Consider the following 17596-nt stretch of genomic DNA (forward strand, 5'->3'; position numbering starts at 1 on the left):
TAATGAATCAGTTAAGAGGTTTAAAATGAGAAGATTTCGTTTTGCAACTATTCATCTGATTATGATCGGTCTGATACTCTTTGGTATTTTGGCTATCTGTGTTAGGCTTTTTCAAAGTCAGACAGCTGTTTTAACAGCTATTTTCCTTACACTGGTGTTTGTTGTTGCTCTACTGTACTACCAAAAGGAAACATATGAGATTTCTGAGCTGGAGCAGATAGAGCTGCTGAATGATCAAACTGAAGTTAATTTGAAAAATTTGCTGGAGCAAATGCCTGTAGGGGTCATCCAATTTGATTTGGCTAGCAATGAAATTGTTTGGTTTAATCCTTATGCTGAGCTTATATTTACCACCGAAAACGGTGATTTTGAATATCAGTTTGTTAAAGAGGTCATTTCCAATAAGCGCAATGGCTCAGCCAGTCAGTCTTTTGAAAAAAGCGGCAATAAGTATTCTACTTATTTAGATGAATCAATTGGTATTTTTTACTTTTTTGATGCATCTATGGGCAACAGACAGCTCGGGGATGTCAGTTTGCTGCGCCCTGTCATCGGCATTATTTCAATTGATAACTATGATGACGTAACAGATGATTTATCTGATGCAGATGTTTCGCAAATTAACAGTTTTATTGCTAATTTTATTTCCAATTTTACTCAGGAAAAAAATATTTTTTACCGTCGTGTTGATATGGATCGTTTTTACTTTTTTACTGACTATTCTGTTTTAAGCGATCTGATGGCAGCGAAATTTTCTGTCTTAGAAGCCTTTCGTAAAGAGGCTCAGGAAAGGCAGCTGCCGCTGACATTAAGTATGGGCATTTCTTACGGGGATAGTGAACACAACAAAATCGGTCAGGTTGCTTTACAGAATTTGAATATCGCTCTTGTTAGAGGGGGAGATCAGATTGTTATTCGAGAGAACGATGACCAAAAACAGCCTATGTATTTTGGCGGCGGTTCAGTTTCGACAGTCAAACGTTCCCGAACGAGAACGCGTGCTATGATGACAGCCATTTCTGACAGGCTTAAAACAGTTGACAGTGTCTTTATTGTCGGACATAAGCATCTTGATATGGATGCATTAGGTTCTGCTGTCGGCATGCAGTTTTTTGCCAGCAACATTACTGAAAATGCTTATACTGTGTACGATCCTTTTGATATGAATCCAGATATTTCCAGAGCTGTAGCAAGACTGCAAACTGAGGAAACAAGTCAGCTGGTTTCAGTTGAGCAGGCTCTAAATATGCTTACTCCTCATTCTTTGCTGATTATGGTGGATCATTCCAAAGCGTCACTGACATTATCAAAAGAGCTGTATGTGCAGTTTAAAGATGTTATTGTTGTTGATCACCACCGGCGTGATGAAGATTTTCCTGACAATGCCATTCTTTCTTTTGTTGAAAGCGGAGCAAGCAGTGCCAGCGAACTGGTAACAGAATTGATTCAGTTTCAAAATGCTCGAAAGCGGCTGAATAAGATTCAAGCCAGTGTTTTAATGGCTGGTATTATGCTGGATACCAAGAATTTTTCAACACGCGTAACCAGCCGTACATTTGATGTGGCCAGCTATTTAAGAACCTTGGGCAGTGACAGTGCAGAAATTCAGAATATTTCCGCTATTGATTTCGAAGAATACCGAATGATTAATGAACTGATTCTCAGAGGTGAGAAAGTCGGCGATCATATTCTTCTGGCGACTGGTTCTGATCAGGCTGCTTACACTAATATTATTGCTAGTAAGGCAGCAGATTTGCTGCTTTCAATGGCCGGTATTGAGGCTACTTTTGTTATTACCCGCAATACTGCTCAAGTAACCTCTATTTCAGCTCGCAGCAAAAATCAGATAAATGTTCAGCGGATTATGGAGAGCCTTGGCGGCGGCGGTCATTTTAATTTAGCAGCCTGCCAGCTGCCGGATTTAACAGTCAGTCAGGCAAGGGAACAGTTGCTTGAGCTACTTGACAATGAATTAGAAGATAAGGAGGCGGGAGAAGAATGAAAGTTATCTTTTTAGCAGACGTTAAAGGTAAAGGGAAAAAAGGTGAAATCAAAGAAGTTCCAACAGGTTATGCCCAAAATTTTCTCTTAAAAAAGAACTTAGCAAAAGAAGCAACAAAGCAAGCTATAAGCGAGCTAAAGGGGAAACAAAGGTCTGAAGCAAAGGTTCAGGTAGAACAGTTGGCAGAAGCAAAAGCGATTCAGACTAAACTTAGTCAGGAAGAAATCCGTGTTCAATTTTCGGAAAAAGTTGGTCCGGATGGCCGCACCTTTGGTTCCATTACAGCAAAAAAAATTGCAGAAGCGCTGGATAAGCAGTTTGGGATTAAAGTAGATAAACGCCATATTGAATTGGAGCAGCCTATTCGCGCCCTCGGCTTAATTGAAGTTCCTGTAAGACTGCATAAGGAAGTCAGAGCTGAAATTAAATTAGCCATCAAAGAAGCATAAGAGTTGCTTTTCTGGGCTAATCGAGAGATTTTGATACAAAGACAAAGAACACTATAAGTTTCAGAGTATTGAAACGGCTGAAATCTTAGTAAAAAGAGTATGGTCAAACCTAGCTGCTGTCGAAGAAAAGCTGTAGGTTGCAGCTTATCTTACTGAACCAGCTAGAAATGATTTGAAGGACCAAATTTTTATTGCACCCTTCTAGTCGTCCTGACAGAGGTGCGTCTGCGAAATCGCAGATTTCGGACTTACCGTCAGCCGTAGCCGTCTGAAGGCTTTGTCGTCTTAGCAGCCGACCGCACCCTTCTAGTCGTCCTGACAGAGGTGCGTCTGCGAAATCACAGATTTCGGACTTACTGTCATTTTCGTTTTGCTTTTTTAGTGGACTTTGTGTTTTGATTATAGGGGGTGACAATATTGGCAGAAGGACCGGAATTAAGGGTTCAGCCGCAGGATCTGTTGGCAGAGCAATCTGTTTTAGGCTCTGTTTTTATTTCTCCGGAAAAACTGGTTGCTATCAGGGAATTTGTTGAACCGGATGATTTTTATAAATATTCCCATAAAATTGTTTTTCAGGCAATGATTACTTTAAGTGATCGCAACGAGGCCATCGATGCAACGACGGTCAGAACTGTCTTGGACGATCAGGGAGACCTCCAGAATATTGGCGGCCTTTCTTATATTGTAGAACTTGTTAACAGTGTGCCCACCAGTGCCAATGCAGAATATTATGCTAAAATAGTAGCTGAAAAAGCTATGCTGCGCAATATTATCTCGCGGCTGACGGACACTGTCAACCTGGCTTATGAAGGGACACGGGTTTCTGAGGATATTATTGCAGACGCTGAGAAGGCTCTGGTTGAAATCAATGAGCACAGCCACCGCAGCGGTTTTCGTAAAATTTCAGAGGTTTTGAAAGTTAATTATGAAAATCTTGAGATCCGTTCCCAGCAGACAACGGATGTTACAGGTCTGCCAACAGGTTTTCGTGATTTAGACCGGATTACAACCGGTCTGCATGATGATCAGCTGATTATTTTAGCTGCACGGCCTGGCGTTGGAAAAACTGCCTTTGCACTAAACGTTGCTCAAAATGTTGGAACAAAGCAAAACCGTCCTGTTGCCATTTTTTCACTGGAAATGGGGGCAGAGAGTTTGGTTGACCGAATGCTGGCAGCAGAAGGGATGGTTGATTCCCATGCACTGAGGACAGGGCAGCTGACCGATCAGGATTGGAATAATGTGACGATTGCACAGGGGGCTTTGGCCGAAGCTCCGATTTATATTGATGAAACATCTGATATTAAAGTTACTGAAATCCGTGCTCGTGCCCGCAAACTGTCTCAGGAGCTTGAAGGAGGTCTGGGCTTAATTGTCATTGATTATCTGCAGTTAATTACCGGCACTCGTCCTGACAACAGGCAGCAGGAAGTTTCAGAAATTTCACGTCAGCTAAAAATTTTAGCTAAGGAGCTGAAAGTTCCTGTTATTGCTCTCAGTCAGCTGTCCCGCGGTGTAGAGCAGCGCCAGGATAAAAGACCGGTTTTGTCTGATATCCGCGAGTCCGGATCTATAGAGCAGGATGCGGATATCGTAGCTTTTCTTTATCGTGATGATTATTACCGTAAAGAAGGTGAAGCTTCTGAGGAGACACTTGAGGATAATACTATTGAAGTTATTCTTGAAAAGAACCGTAGCGGTGCGCGTGGGACTGTAAAATTAATATTTCAAAAAGAGTATAATAAATTTTCTAGTATAGCTCAGTTTGAAGAGCAATAACAAATGGCTGTTTTTGAGAAGCCAGATTGATATTACAGCGGGGATAAGCCTATTCCCTGATTAAGGAGAAATTTGATGAGTGATGCATTTGCAGATGTTGCAAAGATGAAAAAAATTAAAGAAGACATAAAAAATCATGAAGGGCAGCTCGTTGAGCTGACTCTTGAAAATGGCCGTAAACGCGAAAAAAATAAAATTGGCCGTCTGATTGAAGTTTATTCTTCTTTGTTTATTGTTGAATACAAGGACGAGGCAACAGTTCCCGGCGAAATTGAAAATACCTATGTCGAGTCTTATACTTATTCTGATATCTTAACTGAAAAAACTCTAATCCATTATTTTGATTAAGGAGGGTTGTAAAGTGGGAGTCATTATAGGATTATGCGGACTTGGTCTGTTTGCCTGGTTTTGGGTAGCTTACTACAGAACTTTATCAGAAGAGGATAAAGAAAGACTGAAGTTTGGTGAAAAAGGCTGACTCAGCCAAGAAACAGCTTGTTGGTCAGAAGTTTTTTCTTGATATAGGCCTTTACAAGCTTTTTTTTCTGTGTTATACTGTTCTTTGTGTGAAATAGCAGCAGAGAAGGTATGAAGCTCGTCAACAGTTGCTCTGTAGTGGAAAAATCTGGTTTTGCCGCTGACTGTGCCTGTCAATTGGAATAAGAACAGCCAGATTTTGTTAGAGTAGCCTTTGCTGTTGAGGCGAAGGGTAACTGCACGAATCAGGACTTTCTTTTAAACGTTATTTCCTGCAAAAAAACTTTTTTGAGGAGGACATCATTATGTCACGTTATACAGGACCATCTTGGAAAAAATCACGCCGCTTAGGGCTATCCCTTACAGGCACGGGCAAGGAACTGGCTCGCCGCAATTATGTGCCAGGTCAGCACGGTCCTAACAACCGCAGTAAATTATCAGAGTATGGTCTGCAGCTGACAGAAAAACAAAAACTTCGTTTTTCTTACGGTTTAGGTGAAAAACAATTCCGAAACTTGTTTGTTCAAGCTACTAAGATCAAGGAAGGAACTGTCGGTTTCAATTTTATGCTTCTTCTTGAACGCCGTCTTGATAATGTTGTTTATCGTCTGGGGCTTGCAAGAACACGCCGTCAGGCTCGTCAGTTTGTTAATCACGGACATATTCTTGTTGATGGCAAACGTGTAGATATTCCTAGCTACCGTGTTGAGGTAGGCCAAGTTATTTCAGTACGTGAAAAGTCGGCTAAGGTTCCAGCCATTCTGGAAGCTGTTGAAAGCACATTGGGACGTCCGTCTTTTGTAAGTTTTGACAGTGAAAACCTTGAAGGTTCTCTGACACGTCTGCCTGAGCGTGATGAAATCAATCCAGAAATCAACGAAGCGCTCATTGTTGAATATTACAACAAACAATTGTAATGTAAAATCAGCCAAAGAAGAGCAGCAGCTCTTCTTTTTTGTTTTTATAATGGCTGTGTGAGTAACTCTATCTATAAATAAAGGAAAATGATAATGTCAATAATAACCGTCTTATTAACTGCAGTCGTTGCTTTGGAGCACCTCTATATTATGTATTTAGAAACAGTGGCCACTCAGTCGGCAACAACCAGCCGTGTTTTTGGTTTAACAGAGTCTGAATTATCACGGCAGTCCGTTTCTGTTCTCCTGAAAAATCAGGGAATTTATAATGGCCTGCTGGCTCTCTGTCTCCTCTATGCACTTTTTATTTCTTCAACTCTTGAAATAGTAACACTTTTAGTGCTCTTTGTGATTGGAGCTGCTAGTTACGGTGCCTTGAGCTCAAGTAAAAAAATTCTCTTGACTCAGGGAGGGCCTGCTCTTTTGGCTTTGCTTAGTATTTTAATTTTTCGCTGACAGTAGCCTTGTCCTGTCCGAAGAGATAGCCGTTTTGATAAACAAACAGCCAGAGACTTCAGTCTCTGGCTGTTTTATCTTTGCCTTAGTAGGTTCTTTAGATTAATTCATATTTGTGATAGCACTTTTACCGGGATCCGCATGGGCAATCCGACTGGCGGCTGCAGCTGCCAGAGCGCCAACAATATCATCTAAAAATGTATGGCAGCGGCTGCTGTTTTTACTATCCAGTGTCTTGATAATACCCGGTTTTATTTTATCGATATAGCCGTAATTTGTAAACCCAATGGACCCGTAAACATTGACAATAGAAAGAGCCATAATTTCATCAATACCGTAAAGCCCTTCATCTTCCATCAGAATATCGTTTAAAGGCTGAGAAAGCTTCCCTTCTTCAGCCAGCTTATCCATTTCAATGCCGGTAATAATTGTATTTTGTACTTCTCGTTTGTTTAAGACAGTGTAAACACTGTCAATACATTCCTCAATACTTAAGTTTTTAATATAGGGATTCTGTAAAAAGAGGACAAGCTCTGCAATATCTTTAATGCTCACTCCTCGTTCTTTTAAAAGCTCTAATGCTTTACTTTTAAGTTCTCTATCTGATTTCATGGTTTCCTCCTCATTAAAAAGTAGAAAGCTCCTTCTATATAAAAGAGCAAAGAAAAATAGGCATTTCTGCTAAAATGACAAGAAACAGGACAGTCTCTCAAACTATCAGTTCCCTCATTTCTGCAAGTATTTAGGACAGGTTTAATGCATCTGTCTATAAAAATGATCAGCCAACAAATGGCCTGACTGATCCTCCGGCAGACAGCGACATTCTATGTTTTTCACTCCAACACTATTTTACCAAAATTTAAGGGTCAATGTTATTCTTTTGTCTGTTGGCTGCCTGTAAGAGAATTGACTGCAGTTTGACTTGCTATAGGTAACGATAGATGCAACCAAAGCTCACTTGACTGATTGGTTGTGATATAATGTAATACAAAAAAGGAGAAATTATGATACGTACAGTCGGTTTAGTCAGTTTGTCAAGCGGTATGCTTGGCGAAAAATCAGTTCAGTATGAGCTGGACTTAGGGATAAAACGGTTAAAAGGTCTTGGTTTGGGCGTTACCATTCTGCCGCACGCTCTAAAAGGCATTGCTTATTTAAAGAATCACCCGGAAAAAAGAGCGGAAGATCTCATCAGGGCCTTTACAGATGATAAAATTGACTTGATTTTGTGCGCTATCGGAGGAGACGATACTTACCGTTTGCTGCCGCATTTGTTTTCGGATCATCAACTGGCCCAGGCGGTGAGACAGAAAGCCTTTTTAGGTTTTTCTGATACAACAATAAATCATCTTATGCTACATAAATTGGGGATAAAAACCTTTTATGGACAGTCTTTTTTAGCGGATATCTGTGAGTTGGCCGATGATATGCTGCCTTATTCTTTCCATTATTTTAAAGAGTTAGTCGAAACAGGCCGTATATCAGAAATTCGTCCCAGCAAGTATTGGTACGAAGAACGCTTGGATTATAGTGAAAAAGCTTTGGGCACAGAAAGAACCGTTCATAAAAATCAAGGTTTTGAGCTGCTGCAGGGTGCTGCTAAATTTAAGGGGGAAATTTTAGGCGGCTGCTTAGAGTCGCTTTATGATATATTTGATGGTTCACGCTATCCTGATACAGTTGATTTGTGCCGGCAGTACCAGCTGTTTCCTTCTCTTTCTGACTGGCAGGGAAAAATTTTACTTCTTGAGACAAGTGAGGAACGACCAAGCCTTATAATGTATCAAAAAATGCTGGAGAAACTGAAAACGACCGGAATCTTTTCTGTAATCAGCGGGCTAATTGTTGGAAAGCCAGTAAATGAGTTATACTATGAAGATTATAAACGGATTCTGCTTGATACAGTAGCTGACAGAACCCTTCCCATTCTTTATAATGTCAATATCGGGCATGCCGCGCCCAGATGCATCATCCCCTTTGGACTGATGGCAGACGTGGATGCTGACGAACAGGTAATTCGCTTTCCTTAACAGTGGCAAGCACTTTATGATAGCAGTTTCGGTAAGCCTGTAGCTTTTAAATAGTGGCTGTCTAAAGCTTTACTTATATGTTTGTGAATTTTAAGGAGAGAACAATGCAGGAATCATCACTTTTTGAAGAAGAAATGGATATGGCCGCTCCTTTGGCCAGCCGTGTCCGTCCGCAGGATTTAGACCATTTTGTCGGTCAAAAGCATCTTGTCGGATCTGGAAAGTTTTTAAGAGAAATGATTGATAAAGATCAGATTTCATCTATGATTTTCTGGGGGCCGCCCGGTGTGGGTAAGACTACTTTAGCTGAAATTATTGCTAAAAAAACAAAATCAAGGTTTATCACATTTAGCGCAGTCATGCACGGTATCAAAGAAATCCGTAAAATTATGAACGAGGCAGAAGAACATCGCCTCTTAGGAGAACGGACGATTGTTTTTATCGATGAAATCCATCGTTTCAATAAAGCGCAGCAGGATGCTTTCCTCCCTTATGTTGAAAAAGGCAGTATAATTTTGATTGGTGCAACAACAGAAAACCCTTCTTTTGAAGTCAACTCTGCCTTGCTGTCGCGAACGCGTGTTTTTATTTTAAAACAGCTTGAGGAAGCTGATATCATCGATTTGCTGGAAAGTGTTTTACAGTCCCAACAGGCCTTTCCGGAGCTTAAGATTGACATAAAATCTCATTTATTAAAACAAATTGCTATTTATTCTAACGGAGATGCCAGAACGGCTCTCAATACCTTAGAGATGCTGATTCTTAATGGTGATAAAAGAGGACGTCAGGTTACAGTCTCGGAAGACCTGCTTGAAGAGCTACTGGATAAAAAGACGGCTTATTATGATAAAGACGGCGAAGAGCATTATAATATTATTTCAGCTCTCCATAAATCAATGCGCAACAGTGATCCGGATTCTGCTATTTATTGGCTGGGGCGAATGATTGACGGCGGTGAGGATCCGGTCTACATTGCACGCCGCTTAATCCGCTTTGCTAGTGAAGATATCGGCTTAGCAGACAATAGTGCCTTAAATCTGGCTATCAATACATTTCAGGCCTGCCGCTATATCGGTCTGCCGGAATGTGATGTTCATCTGACGCAGTGTGTGATTTATCTTTCCTTGGCACCCAAATCCAATGCTGTTTATAAAGCCAGAACGGCTGTCAAAAAAGACATTAAGGAAACGATTGATGAGCCAGTTCCTCTGCATCTGCGAAATGCCAGCACTAAACTGATGAAAGAGGCCGGTTATGGGAAGGGCTATCAGCTGGCACATTTTTACGAAGACAAGCTGACAACGATGCCCACACGCCCTGAAAGTATCAGCAATCACACTTATTATAAACCAACACAAGAAGGCAATGAGGCTAAAATCAAACAGCGGCTGGACTATATCAAAGAGTGGAAACAAAAACATGACCCCCATTTTAGCAGCGAGAAATAGCTGTTAGCAGTTTTTAATTATTTGCCCCGGCTCGGTATTAAAGCCATTTCAAGGGCAGACACTGTTTGATCCCGTTTTCTATTTAGTTAACAGGGAACATTTAGTGTTATTATCAGCAGTCAGAGTGCTCGAATATTTGCTGCCAGTCTATAAAATGAAACCTGTCCAAACTTAAAATTGTGCTATAATAATAGACAGCATAAAAACACATTGCAGTTGGTAGTCTGCAAGCGTTAAAAAACGTCAGTAACCTTCCCTCCAGGTCGTCCCTTGCTAATTTCTTGAGGAACTGAACCGTGCGTAAACGCTGCGGGGAAAAGAGAGCCAACCTAGAATTTTGAGGATTCTTCGGTAGGTTCTTACTTTCCTTTTGTGTCTGCACGAGCTTGGTACCTTACATAAGGAGGGGACTGTATGAAATTAACAGTCTATTTTGATGGTGTTTTTTGGTCAGGGCTGGTAGAATATTCTGATAAGAAAGGCTACAAAGCTTTTCGTTATGTATTTGGAAAAGAACCTAAGGACGAAGAGGTTCTTGATTTTATTTACTTCTCTCTAGGGAGACTGCTGAATCGCTATGATCATCTTGAAGGACAGAACCCCATTTCTAAAGCAGCAAAAAGGAAAAAGAATCCTAAGCGTCTGCAGAGAGAAATAAGCAAAGCAAAAAACAAACCTGCTGTTTCAACTAAAGCTCAAGCTGCTATGCAAAAAATGCAGGATAACCTGAAAAAAGAGAAAAAGACCTTCAGCAAACAGCAGCGTCTAGCGGAGAAAGAGCGTCGCTATCAGTTAAAGCAGAAGAAACATCAGCAAAAAAGAAAGGGACACTAGAATAATCGCTTTAACAGAAAAAGGGGTGTCATACTGCTTTTCTAAAACGTATATTAGTTTCCCAAAAAAATCTGAGGCAGCAGGCTTCAGATTTTTTTTGAAAGATAAGAATAGCGGCTTCACATTTTTATTGGATAATCGATTTAAAATGCTACCTTTTATTTGGAACATGTTTGTAGAGCTAGCTAGGTGGCTTATTTAGCAGAAAACAGTAAGGGGGAAATACTTATTGCTTTATATTGCAACATGTGTGCTTTTGCAGTTTTTAAAAGATAAGGCTATTTGTGTCCTCTTGCCCAAGAACTTTCTGAACCTATATTGACAAATAAGATATAAAAGCAGCTAACTTTATGCAGCGCCGCAAAGAATGGATTTTTGTCTGTTCTAGGGGCGCTGTATTATTTTGTTGAGGAAGCTGTCGCTTTTCTTGGCTGTCTCAGTTAAAATTTTGGGGACTAAGTGTTGACAAAATACCACAAGAAGGCTACAATCTATTTAGAATATTTTCTAAATAGATTGAGAAAGGAGTGGGAAGATGCGCTTTGCAACAACTTTTAAAGCCCTATCAAATCCTGTCAGACGAGAGATTCTGGAGATTTTAAAAGCCGGCAGCCTGCCAGCAGGGGAAATATCCGCTCAGTTTGATCTTTCAGGAGCAACTATTTCCCATCATCTCAGTGTGCTGAAGCAGGCCGACTTGATACGAGAGACAAAGGAAAAAAATTTTATCTACTACGAACTTAATACGTCAGTAATAGAGGATATTATGACATGGTTGATTGATTTAAAGGGGGACAGCGATAATGAAAATTAATAGAAAAGTGTTAATTCTCAGTTCACTCATTATTCTTTTACCAGTTGCGGTTGGTATCATTTATTGGACGAAACTGCCTGATACTATGGCTACACATTTTGATTTTACAGGAAGAGCTAATGGTTTTAACAGTAAATTATTTACCGTTTTCGGTCTGCCTCTGCTGCTTTTAGGGACACATCTTTTTGTGGTTTATTTCACCTCCTATGACCCTAAAGCGAAAAATATCAGCTCTAAACCGGCTTTGCTTATTTATTGGATTGTTCCGCTGACCTCACTCTTTGTGATGGCTGCTGTTTACAGTTCCTCTTTAGGTTTCCTGATTAACCCGATGCTTCTGTCCGGATTGTTACTGGGGAGTCTAGCTTTAGGTATTGGCAATTATATGCCAAAAATCAGGCAGAACTATTCAATCGGTATCAGACTTCCATGGACCTTAGATGATGAGGAAAACTGGAATAAAACACATCGACTGGCTGGGAAAATATGGGTTATCTGCGGGTTTATTATCTTTACAGAAAGTTTTCTGCAGCTTTTTTTCCCGTATATACTGACTGCGGCATTAGCTGTTATGATCTTGGTGCCGACTGTTTATTCTTTTAGGCTGAATCGTTTGAAGGTGAATAATGAAAATGACTGAAACAAAAACATTCAAGCGCTACCTCCTCTCAACATTTGTTCTGGCATGGCTTTTACAGATTGGTGCTGGGATTTTTTATCAAAACGGACGCCATCTGTTTTTTACCATTCTGTTGCTGTTGGCTATGTACTGTCCCTTTTTAGGGGTGCTGGCAGCTAAAGTTCCCTTAAAAGAGATAGGGTGGCAGATCCCTTTAAGAAATAACAAATGGCTGTTTTTCCTGACTGCATGGTTTTTACCAGTGCTTTTAGCGGCTTTAGGGGCAATATTGTATTTTGCTGTTAAACCTCAGGCCTTTGATGCAACAGCTCCTTATATTACATCACAATTCAGTAGAGAACAGCTGACAGCTTTAGAGGCAGGCGGGCTGACACCCTTTATTCTAGCCTTTCTGACCTCACTGTCTGCTACTCTTTTCGCACCGTTTGTCAACATGTTATTGGCACTTGGGGAAGAAGTTGGCTGGCGCGGCTTTATGCACAGCTATCTCAAAGAAAAGTTCGGTCTAAAAAGAGGGGTTATCTATTCTGGCTTGATTTGGGGCATTTGGCACTGGCCGATTATGTTTTTTGGCTACGAATACGGGACAGACTACTGGGGCTACCCTGTAGTTGGCTGCCTGCTCTTTCTTGTCTTTACAACAGCTTTTGCTGTCCTGCTGGACTGGATCTTTGCCAAAACCGGAAGTATATGGGCCCCCTCTCTCATGCACGGTTCAGTTAATGCGGCAGTATTTGGCCTGTATTTTTTAAAACCCGCTTTTATGAATGACCTGATTTTCGGCCCGCTTCCAATAGGATTACTGGGAGGCATTCCTTTATTATCATGCAGTATATGGGTTTATCTGAAATATTATTACAAAAATCATGAAAACTAATCTTCCTTATTATGGAAACAGTATAATTGTCAACCTTAATAGTTGAATAGTTGCTGACTGAGGTGGAAGCTAAAATCTTTTACATCGACGAGCCCGACAGTTTTATCGCTTTTATAGAGCTGGATGAGGAAATCAGCCGTTTCTTTAGCAGAGTGATACTGCTTGAAATGGTCATCATAGTTATAGCTGCTTGAATCACTGGCAACTTTGCCGAATTCTGTTTGAGTAGCAGCTGGAGCAAGCACTTTGGCCTGTAAGCTGTGGCGGTTGTTCTTCATTTCTAATGCCAGTCCTTCCGTAAAGGCACTGACATAAAATTTTGTTGCACAGTAAGTGACAGCATTATCTACCAGCATATAGCCTCCTCGGGAAGAAATATTGATCAGCTGACTGCTGTCAATGTCTTGGTAATCTCTGACATAAAGGCTGGATAATATAGTTAAAGCCTCAATATTCAGATGAATCATTGCAGAAGTTTTCTCTAAATTTTGATGAGCGACGCTGTCATAATTTCCAAATCCAGCATTGTTAATCCAAACAGTGATATGAAAGCCTTTTAAGCTGTTGTACAGTTGATAAGCATTGTCTGGGATTGATAAATCAAGGCTTTTTACAAGAATATCCAAATCTGGGTATTGCTGCAGCAATTCTTTTCTCAGTTCTTCTAACTGTTTTTGGCGTCTTGCGACTAAGATTAGATGAAAGCCAAGACCGGCGAACGCTTTTGCGGCTTCCAAACCGATGCCGGAGCTGGCTCCGGTGATGCATACATATTGTTTTAAAGTGACTGGCATTTTTAAATTCCTCCTTTTTAAGCTATACTAATTATAGTATCTAGAGTGTACTCTAGGTCAAGTCAAAAGGAGAAAAAATGCATTATTCAATTGGCAAAATGTCAAAACTGACAAAACTTAGTATACATACACTGCGATATTATGAAAAGGAAGGGCTCATAGTACCAAAACGCGATGAAGGGAACAGACGCTGTTACAATCAGAGTGATTATAGATGGTTACAGTTTATTCAGCGCTTAAAAAAAGTTGGTATGCCTATCAAAGAGATTAGACGCTACTCTGACTTGCGTTTAAAAGGCGATGCAACTTACTCTGAAAGATTGGAGCTGTTAAAGTCTCATTTAGACCTTTTAGACGGCAATATTGATAGCTTGCTGAAAAACAGAGAGAAACTGGTGGAGAAGATTGCGTTTTATGAAAAGGAGATTGATAGGCTGAAATAATCTCACTATAAGCAGTATAAAAAGCCTGGAAATGTTGTTTCACAGGCTTTTTGAGTTGGTTTGAATTTTTTGTCCTTTGTAAAAGGCAGTCACTTCTTTAACAAATGTTTTCGGCTTAAAAGAATGAATGACATGATTGGCCGAAATTTTTTTATAAATAGTTTGTGGTGCCAAGTCTGTAATGTGTTTGACATCATGCTCATCTAATGCCCCAATCAGCCCGTAACGTTCATCTCTTTTCCAGTCTCCATGTAAGAAAAGGATAGGGCAGGCGGTCTGTTTTAAGGCTTCTTCGTGATTGATTCCCTCATAAAAGCGGCCGTCTACGAAAGCTCTGGCAAAATCCGGATCAAACATGGATAGAGATTTGATCAGTAATCTTAAACTATCTGGAAAGGCAACTTCTACCGGCATATTGGGATGAGCATTCTGAAAACGTCTGATTTTCTTAGAAAGCCAGTTGACAAACCAGTCTGGGATTCTTTTTATCCGTTTGTCAGAGGCCGGTATTTCCATACCTTTAAAGTAGTCTGCCAAGTCTCTGTCTTCAATAGTGCCAATCTGCTCAACAAGATGTTTCAAGCCGTTATAGACAAATCTGTCCTCTTCTTTGAAACGCGGCATTTCCGCCGAAAAAACAGGAGCATCCTCCAGCACAATGGAAGACACCTTGTCAGGGATATTGGCTGCACACCACAGTGCTAAAATCCCGCCGGAAGAATTTCCGCTAATCATTACAGTTTCTTGAATAACATTTTCAATGAAAGCTTTTAAATCGGCTCCTATAATTTTCCACGAATAATGTCCCGGTGTCCATGTTGATTTTCCGTGTCCTCTGATGTCCATAGCATAGACATGAAAATGCTGTGATAGCGGCAGCAGGACTTTTTTGTAGCTCTCCCATGTCCCCATTTGAGCAGGAAGCAGCAGCAAACAGGGGCCCTTGTTCGGTCCGACGATATAGTTCAGTAAAACTTCCCCCGTGTCATAGGTGTTTTCAGTGAAGCCTGCTTGAATTAGTTTTTTATTTGTGAGCTGTCCTGATAGGTAGATGTATGGGTTTTGATAAGAATAAGTCATTTGCTTTCCTCCAGATTATAGCTGATATCTGTCGCTGTAGTTCAGAAACAGCTGCTTTTTTATCTGTTCTTAGCCTTTAAAGTTATTGAGAAGTGCTTGGAGATCTTGTCTGGCTTCTGGTGTGGTCCCTTTAAGCTGGCCTAGCATATCCATCAGTGCAGAGGTCTTTTCCGCAATCTCTTGGTTGGTTCGGTTGATATTGGTCACAATCTCAGATAGCGGTGCCACTTCTTCCTCTTCAAAGGTATCCACATAACGGGGGATGTTGAGGTTGAAATCATTTTCCTTAATCTCTTCAAAGCTGGCCAGATGGGCAAACTTATCTATATTTTGGCGATTTTTGTAAGCCTCTAAAACCTTCTCGATGTGAGCATCCGTCATCAGATTTTGATTTTTTCCTTTGTCAAATTCCTTGGAGGCATCGATGAAGAAAACATCACGGTCGGTGCGGTTTTTCTTAAGAATAATGACTGTAGTTGGAATGCTGGTGTTAAAAAAGATATTTGACGGCAGGCCAATCACCGTATCAATGGCCCCTTCTTCCAAGAGGTGCTTCCTGATTTTGCCTTCAGCATTGCCTCGGAAAAGAACACCGTGCGGCAGGACGATAGCCATGACACCCCCATCTTGTTTCAGATGGTAATAACCGTGCAGCAAAAAGGCAAAATCTGCTTTGGATTTAGGCGCCAAGGCTCCAAAAGCTGAAAAACGGGGATCTTGCAAGAAACCACTGTCTGCTGACCACTTAGCTGAGTAGGGCGGATTCATCAGAACGCCATCAAAGTTGGTCGGCTCTGTCGTTGGCCAGTCTTCATCCAAAGTATCAGCGTTGTGGAGATACTGGTTTTCAATTGGCACCCCATGCAGAATCATATTCATGCGCGCCAGATTGTAGGTTGAGGTGTTGAGCTCCTGACCAAAGTAGGAAATGGTATTTGGCTCTTGGCTATACCGTTTGGCATTCAAAAGCAGAGAGCCAGACCCCATGGTCGCATCGTAAAGGGTAAAACCTTTCTTATCTTCGCGTCCTAAAAGGGCGATTCTGGTCATGAGTTTGGCGACGGGCTGAGGGGTGTAAAACTCCCCTGCCTTCTTACCTGAGTCTGTCGCAAACTGGCCGATTAAGTATTCATAGGCATCCCCCAGCATATCACCAGCGTGCCCAGCGACATCGAGAGCTGCCAACTCTTTCATGACTCCAGAGATGGTCTGGTTTTGCTTTTGCGGGGTTGCGCCTAGCTTTTTAGAATAGAGGTCAATGTCCTCAAAGAGGTTTTCAAAGAGCTCATCGTCCTGCTCGATATTGCGGAAACCCTGTGCCAAATCCTCCAGCTGGAAGGTCCCTTCATTGACCCGATTAACCAAGGCTGTAAAGGTCAAGTCCGGCGCAATAGCATAGCTCATCTCATCCTTGATCACAGCGACCAGGTCCGCATGGGTCTCCTCGTCCTCATAGTAACCCCGATAAAGGGACAGGGCCTCCTGCAAGTCCTCCGTCGGCTCTTCCATGGTCTCCGCCACGAAAAAGAGCATCTTATCTGATAAGTACTTGTAAAAGACCATGCCCAAGAGGTAGGACTTGTAGTCATTGGCATCCATCTTAGAGCGGAGCACATCCGCTGAATTCCACAACGCCTGATAGAGCGCTTGGGAGGTTTGTGTTTGTTCCATGTGTGTTCTTTCTATTGTTTAAGTTTGTTGTCAAATGGCAGAGCTGTTCAGTTGGTCAAGTTAATAAGATAATCAATATCCAATAACGTCACTGGAAATTAGCTCAATTGTCTCGTCAGGAATCTTATCAATTTTCAACAAGTAAACCTTGTTTTGTCTAGGATTGAAAATTCCCAGTTTATCTATCATCTGAAATTCATCATAAATTGAATTGACACCCATAAGGTAATAAACAAGTAATTGAAGGGTCTGGTCTTTATTGATATCACGTTTTGACACCTTAAAATCCCACAAGGTATCTGCTGTCAAGAAATCACCATCACCACTATCAATAGTGTCAGTATAGCCACCTTCAAAACTGAAACCATCTTTCTTAACTGGTCCAAATTTTTCAAGAAATGCCAGGCTCCTCTCAACCATAATCCGAATATTGTCAATAGTTGCCTTATCTGGACTAATCTCCTCAACTGGCTTGTACCTTGCTCTGCCCAACCTATAAACAACATCGAAACCAGATAATTTACATGCATTAATGATTGAAGAATCATCAAGCCCAATAACTCCATCTAAAAGTTTAGAAGCTATTTTATGCTTTTCAATTAATATAGCTCCTGCCAAAGAAACCCTAAAAGCCTCTTCTTTTGCAGCACCATTCATGAATCTTGTCAGATAATCAACACAGATTCCAATAAGGACTGCATGAAGATTTTCAACCTCATTCAGTTCTTTACCATCTGTTAACTCTTGAACAGCAAACATTTTTGAAGGCAGATAACCACCTCTAGGCTGCTTGATTGCACTAATCCTTTGCGTAACTGATACCATAAGTTTATCCCTCAATTTTGTTATTAGAATTCTTTGTTTTCTAGTCTGATAACGTTAAGA

The 17596-nt window shown here is 41.0% G+C and carries 18 protein-coding genes; 13 read left to right on the top strand and 5 right to left on the bottom strand.

Annotation, left to right across the window (positions count from 1 at the left end; genetic code table 11):
- The first annotated feature begins 25 nt into the window (after positions 1 to 25).
- From AB3329_RS06135 to AB3329_RS06160, 6 genes are all read left to right on the top strand, one after another.
- Positions 26 to 2002, top strand: coding sequence for a GGDEF domain-containing protein (locus tag AB3329_RS06135; protein WP_368394886.1), 1977 nt, complete (start codon positions 26 to 28; stop codon positions 2000 to 2002).
- On the top strand, positions 1999 to 2451 hold the full coding sequence (rplI, locus tag AB3329_RS06140; protein WP_368394888.1) for a 50S ribosomal protein L9: 453 nt from the start codon (positions 1999 to 2001) through the stop codon (positions 2449 to 2451). The genes AB3329_RS06135 and rplI overlap by 4 nt, the downstream gene beginning before the upstream one ends.
- Positions 2452 to 2868: 417 nt before the next feature.
- Positions 2869 to 4230, top strand: a complete 1362-nt coding sequence (gene dnaB, locus AB3329_RS06145) for a replicative DNA helicase (RefSeq protein WP_368394889.1) — start codon at positions 2869 to 2871, stop codon at positions 4228 to 4230.
- Between the two features lie 75 nt (positions 4231 to 4305).
- Entirely contained in the window at positions 4306 to 4578 is a 273-nt protein-coding gene (locus tag AB3329_RS06150; RefSeq protein ID WP_067064620.1) for a Veg family protein, read from the top strand.
- Between the two features lie 434 nt (positions 4579 to 5012).
- Positions 5013 to 5624 carry a 30S ribosomal protein S4 gene (rpsD, locus tag AB3329_RS06155; RefSeq protein ID WP_368394891.1) on the top strand — a complete coding sequence of 204 codons (612 nt, stop codon included), beginning with the start codon at positions 5013 to 5015 and terminating at the stop codon, positions 5622 to 5624.
- Between the two features lie 93 nt (positions 5625 to 5717).
- Complete coding sequence (locus tag AB3329_RS06160) at positions 5718 to 6080, top strand: DUF1304 domain-containing protein (RefSeq protein ID WP_368394893.1); 363 nt, start codon at positions 5718 to 5720, stop codon at positions 6078 to 6080.
- Positions 6081 to 6182: 102 nt separating this feature from the next.
- Here AB3329_RS06160 and AB3329_RS06165 read toward each other — a convergent pair whose 3' ends face one another.
- On the bottom strand, positions 6183 to 6692 hold the full coding sequence (locus AB3329_RS06165) for a phosphatidylglycerophosphatase A family protein (RefSeq protein WP_368394895.1): 510 nt from the start codon (positions 6690 to 6692) through the stop codon (positions 6183 to 6185).
- A 392-nt stretch (positions 6693 to 7084) separates the two neighbouring features.
- On the opposite strand from AB3329_RS06165, the gene AB3329_RS06170 reads away from it, so the two are divergent.
- The 6 genes from AB3329_RS06170 to AB3329_RS06195 all read left to right on the top strand — a co-directional run bounded on the left by AB3329_RS06170 (position 7085) and on the right by AB3329_RS06195 (position 12723).
- Positions 7085 to 8110: a S66 family peptidase gene (locus tag AB3329_RS06170; RefSeq protein WP_368394896.1), complete on the top strand. Its 1026-nt coding sequence runs from the start codon at positions 7085 to 7087 to the stop codon at positions 8108 to 8110.
- 104 nt (positions 8111 to 8214) lie between these two features.
- On the top strand, positions 8215 to 9558 hold the full coding sequence (locus tag AB3329_RS06175; protein ID WP_368394898.1) for a replication-associated recombination protein A: 1344 nt from the start codon (positions 8215 to 8217) through the stop codon (positions 9556 to 9558).
- Between the two features lie 414 nt (positions 9559 to 9972).
- Positions 9973 to 10392 (top strand): YjdF family protein, encoded by a 420-nt coding sequence (locus AB3329_RS06180; protein ID WP_368394899.1) that lies wholly within the window; start codon positions 9973 to 9975, stop codon positions 10390 to 10392.
- 535 nt (positions 10393 to 10927) lie between these two features.
- A complete protein-coding gene (locus tag AB3329_RS06185; protein ID WP_067064593.1) occupies positions 10928 to 11206 on the top strand; it encodes an autorepressor SdpR family transcription factor in 279 nt (92 codons plus the stop codon).
- Positions 11196 to 11846 (top strand): SdpI family protein, encoded by a 651-nt coding sequence (locus tag AB3329_RS06190; protein ID WP_368394900.1) that lies wholly within the window; start codon positions 11196 to 11198, stop codon positions 11844 to 11846. Before AB3329_RS06185 ends, AB3329_RS06190 begins: the two co-directional genes overlap by 11 nt.
- Positions 11839 to 12723, top strand: coding sequence for a CPBP family intramembrane glutamic endopeptidase (locus tag AB3329_RS06195; RefSeq protein ID WP_368394901.1), 885 nt, complete (start codon positions 11839 to 11841; stop codon positions 12721 to 12723). The genes AB3329_RS06190 and AB3329_RS06195 overlap by 8 nt, the downstream gene beginning before the upstream one ends.
- Positions 12724 to 12758: 35 nt before the next feature.
- Here AB3329_RS06195 and AB3329_RS06200 read toward each other — a convergent pair whose 3' ends face one another.
- Positions 12759 to 13517 (bottom strand): SDR family NAD(P)-dependent oxidoreductase, encoded by a 759-nt coding sequence (locus tag AB3329_RS06200; RefSeq protein ID WP_368394902.1) that lies wholly within the window; start codon positions 13515 to 13517, stop codon positions 12759 to 12761.
- Positions 13518 to 13594: 77 nt separating this feature from the next.
- Here AB3329_RS06200 and AB3329_RS06205 point away from each other — a divergent pair, with 77 nt between their 5' ends.
- Positions 13595 to 13960, top strand: a complete 366-nt coding sequence (locus AB3329_RS06205) for a MerR family transcriptional regulator (protein WP_368394903.1) — start codon at positions 13595 to 13597, stop codon at positions 13958 to 13960.
- A gap of 39 nt (positions 13961 to 13999) precedes the next feature.
- Here AB3329_RS06205 and AB3329_RS06210 read toward each other — a convergent pair whose 3' ends face one another.
- From AB3329_RS06210 to AB3329_RS06220, 3 genes are all read right to left on the bottom strand, one after another.
- On the bottom strand, positions 14000 to 15040 hold the full coding sequence (locus tag AB3329_RS06210) for an alpha/beta fold hydrolase (protein WP_368394904.1): 1041 nt from the start codon (positions 15038 to 15040) through the stop codon (positions 14000 to 14002).
- A 69-nt stretch (positions 15041 to 15109) separates the two neighbouring features.
- Positions 15110 to 16711, bottom strand: coding sequence for a type I restriction-modification system subunit M (locus tag AB3329_RS06215; protein ID WP_368394905.1), 1602 nt, complete (start codon positions 16709 to 16711; stop codon positions 15110 to 15112).
- Between the two features lie 72 nt (positions 16712 to 16783).
- Complete coding sequence (locus tag AB3329_RS06220) at positions 16784 to 17536, bottom strand: hypothetical protein (protein ID WP_368394906.1); 753 nt, start codon at positions 17534 to 17536, stop codon at positions 16784 to 16786.
- Positions 17537 to 17596: the final 60 nt, after the last annotated feature.

Source organism: Streptococcus huangxiaojuni (assembly GCF_040930515.1).
GTDB lineage: Bacteria > Bacillota > Bacilli > Lactobacillales > Streptococcaceae > Streptococcus > Streptococcus huangxiaojuni.

Excerpts from the sequence above, each read along its gene's own strand:
- AB3329_RS06135 (WP_368394886.1), top strand. The coding sequence starts at position 26 with ATGAGAAGATTTCGTTTTGCAACTATTCATCTGATTATGATCGGTCTG.
- rplI (WP_368394888.1), top strand. The coding sequence starts at position 1,999 with ATGAAAGTTATCTTTTTAGCAGACGTTAAAGGTAAAGGGAAAAAAGGT.
- AB3329_RS06150 (WP_067064620.1), top strand. The coding sequence starts at position 4,306 with ATGAGTGATGCATTTGCAGATGTTGCAAAGATGAAAAAAATTAAAGAA.
- rpsD (WP_368394891.1), top strand. The coding sequence starts at position 5,013 with ATGTCACGTTATACAGGACCATCTTGGAAAAAATCACGCCGCTTAGGG.
- AB3329_RS06160 (WP_368394893.1), top strand. The coding sequence starts at position 5,718 with ATGTCAATAATAACCGTCTTATTAACTGCAGTCGTTGCTTTGGAGCAC.
- AB3329_RS06165 (WP_368394895.1), bottom strand. The coding sequence starts at position 6,692 with ATGAAATCAGATAGAGAACTTAAAAGTAAAGCATTAGAGCTTTTAAAA.
- AB3329_RS06170 (WP_368394896.1), top strand. The coding sequence starts at position 7,085 with ATGATACGTACAGTCGGTTTAGTCAGTTTGTCAAGCGGTATGCTTGGC.
- AB3329_RS06175 (WP_368394898.1), top strand. The coding sequence starts at position 8,215 with ATGCAGGAATCATCACTTTTTGAAGAAGAAATGGATATGGCCGCTCCT.
- AB3329_RS06180 (WP_368394899.1), top strand. The coding sequence starts at position 9,973 with ATGAAATTAACAGTCTATTTTGATGGTGTTTTTTGGTCAGGGCTGGTA.
- AB3329_RS06185 (WP_067064593.1), top strand. The coding sequence starts at position 10,928 with ATGCGCTTTGCAACAACTTTTAAAGCCCTATCAAATCCTGTCAGACGA.
- AB3329_RS06190 (WP_368394900.1), top strand. The coding sequence starts at position 11,196 with ATGAAAATTAATAGAAAAGTGTTAATTCTCAGTTCACTCATTATTCTT.
- AB3329_RS06195 (WP_368394901.1), top strand. The coding sequence starts at position 11,839 with ATGACTGAAACAAAAACATTCAAGCGCTACCTCCTCTCAACATTTGTT.
- AB3329_RS06200 (WP_368394902.1), bottom strand. The coding sequence starts at position 13,517 with ATGCCAGTCACTTTAAAACAATATGTATGCATCACCGGAGCCAGCTCC.
- AB3329_RS06205 (WP_368394903.1), top strand. The coding sequence starts at position 13,595 with ATGCATTATTCAATTGGCAAAATGTCAAAACTGACAAAACTTAGTATA.
- AB3329_RS06210 (WP_368394904.1), bottom strand. The coding sequence starts at position 15,040 with ATGACTTATTCTTATCAAAACCCATACATCTACCTATCAGGACAGCTC.
- AB3329_RS06215 (WP_368394905.1), bottom strand. The coding sequence starts at position 16,711 with ATGGAACAAACACAAACCTCCCAAGCGCTCTATCAGGCGTTGTGGAAT.
- AB3329_RS06220 (WP_368394906.1), bottom strand. The coding sequence starts at position 17,536 with ATGGTATCAGTTACGCAAAGGATTAGTGCAATCAAGCAGCCTAGAGGT.